The organism is Castellaniella defragrans (assembly GCF_014203015.1).
Taxonomy (GTDB): Bacteria; Pseudomonadota; Gammaproteobacteria; order Burkholderiales; family Burkholderiaceae_B; genus Castellaniella; species Castellaniella defragrans.
This window is the reverse complement of sequence record NZ_JACHIB010000036.1, coordinates 1-2,246: the sequence shown is the minus strand read 5'-3', so window position 1 is coordinate 2,246 and position 2,246 is coordinate 1. Positions and strand designations below refer to the sequence as shown.

The window sequence follows — 2,246 nt, the reverse complement described above, 5'->3', positions numbered from 1 at the left end:
TGTCAGGCGACATGACAAACTGACCCCCTGGCGACATGGAGAACTGACCCCTTCATGATCACATCAGGAGGGATCATCCATGCAAGAAGCCGAGTACAACCAACCCCTTGTTCAGTCACGGGGGGAACCGATGCAAAGCCCAGAGGATGTCGTCGCCATCGGTCGGCTCAAGGCCTGCGGCTGGGGAACCAAGCGTATCGCCGCCGAATTGGGGATCAGTAGGAACACCGTCAAGCGCTATCTGCGCCAGGGCGGTTGGGCACCGTACGCAAGCCCGCAGCGCATGCGGGCACTCGACGGCGTGGCGCCGTGGCTGCGCGAGCGCTTCATGGCCCATGCAGGCAACGCCGCTGTCGTGCAGCAGGAGCTGCGCAGCGAGCATGGCATCACGGTGAGCTTACGCACGGTGGAGCGGGCCTGTGCCCCGTGGCGCCGGGAGCTGGCCGCCTGCGCTCAGGCCACCGTGCGCTTCGAGACGCCGCCGGGCCAGCAGATGCAGATCGACTTTGGCAGCCGTAAGGCCCAGATCGCTGGTGCGGAAGTCGGCGTGCAGCTATTTGTTGCGACGCTGGGCCACAGCCGTCGCATCTTTGTGCAGGCCTTCCCGCACCAGCACCAGTCGGCCTGGTTTGCTGGGATCGAGGCGGCGCTGCAGCACTTTGGGGGTGTTCCCCGCCAGGTCCTGGTCGATAACGCGCGGGCGCTAGTCGAGCACCACGACGCGGCCAGCCGCGAGGTGGTCTTCAATGACCGGTTCCGCGCGCTGGCGCATCACTGGGGGTTCCGGCCCGTGGCCTGCGCCCCCTATCGGCCGCGCACTAAGGGCAAGGACGAGAGGAGCGTGGGCTACGTCAAGCGCAACGCCATGGCGGGCCACACCTTCGAGTCCTGGGCGCACCTGCAAGCCCACTTGGACTGGTGGATGCGCGAGGTGGCCGATCAGCGGGTGCACGGCACCACGGGCGAGATCCCCGCAGAGCGCTTCCGTCTCGAGCGCCTGCACCTGATGCCGCTGGCGGATCGGCCGCCCTTCGAGCAGACGCGCAGTCTGTCGCGACGCGTCGCGCGCGACGCCACCGTCGAGGTCGACACCAATCGCTACAGCGTGCCGTGGCGCCTGGCGGGGCGCCTGGTACAGGTTCATATCGCGGGCTGCGAGCTGCGCGTGCTCGATGACGGGCGCGAGGTCGCTTGCCACCCCGAGCTTGCCGGGCGGCGCCAGACGCGCTGCCTGCCCGAGCACCTGCAGGGCATCGTTGGCTACCGAGCCCCGGGGCAGCCCTCAAGGTCCACGGCACCCGGCGATCAGGTGCAGGGACCCATTCCCGTCGTGCCACAGGCACTGCTGCAGCGCGACCTCTCGGTCTACGAGGCGATCACCGGCGGAGGCTGGCAATGATCATCCAGGATCCAGACCGGCTCGACGCCATGCTTGGGCGCCTGAAGCTCACGGCGATCCGCGAACGGCTCGATACCCTGCTCGATGAGGCGGCGCGCCAGGAGCTGAGCCTGCGCGAGGCGCTTGCCTACCTGTGCGCGCAGGAGGTGGCCCGCAAGGAGGACCGCCGCATCCAGATGGGGCTGTCGATTGCCCGCTTCCCGTTCGTGCGCACCCTGGACGGGTTCGACTTCAGTGCCCAGCCCGCTGTAGACCCCGCGCAGATCAGGGAGCTTGCCTGCGGGCGGTGGATTGCCAACGGCGATGCGCTGCTGCTGCTTGGGCCGCCCGGGGTGGGCAAGAGCCACCTGGCCGTCGCCCTGGGGCGTGAAGCCGTTCGGGCGGGCTACTCGACGCTGTTCACCACGGCCACGGCGCTGATCACGCAACTGGTGAGTGCACATGCCGCGGGCAGCCTGGAGGAACGCCTGCGTCACTTCGCCAAGCCCAAGCTGCTGATCATCGATGAGCTGGGCTACCTGCCCCTGGAGCCGGGGGCGGCAAACCTGTTCTTCCAGCTTGTCTCGCGGCGCTATGAACGGGGCAGCCTGCTGGTGACCAGCAACCGCGCCGTGAGCGAATGGGGCGAGGTCTTCGGCGACGCCGTGGTGGCTACCGCCATCCTCGATCGGTTGCTGCATCACAGCCATGTCCTCACCATCCGGGGCGACAGCTACCGGCTGCGTACAAAGCGTAAGGCAGGGCTCATCAAACCCAGTTCTGCTGCCATCGGGCAGCCGTTCGTTCAACCGTAGGGGGGGTCAGTTTTAGGTGTCGCCAGGGGGTCAATTCCTGGTGTCGCTTGACA

2 protein-coding genes are annotated in these 2,246 nt (G+C 67.5%); both read left to right on the top strand.

Annotated features, from left to right (window positions below):
• Positions 1 to 79 precede the first annotated feature (79 nt).
• A complete protein-coding gene (gene istA / locus HNR28_RS18000) occupies positions 80 to 1,399 on the top strand; it encodes an IS21 family transposase (RefSeq protein WP_084330434.1) in 1,320 nt (439 codons plus the stop codon).
• A complete protein-coding gene (gene istB / locus HNR28_RS17995; RefSeq protein ID WP_173424572.1) occupies positions 1,396 to 2,193 on the top strand; it encodes an IS21-like element helper ATPase IstB in 798 nt (265 codons plus the stop codon). Before istA ends, istB begins: the two co-directional genes overlap by 4 nt.
• Positions 2,194 to 2,246: the final 53 nt, after the last annotated feature.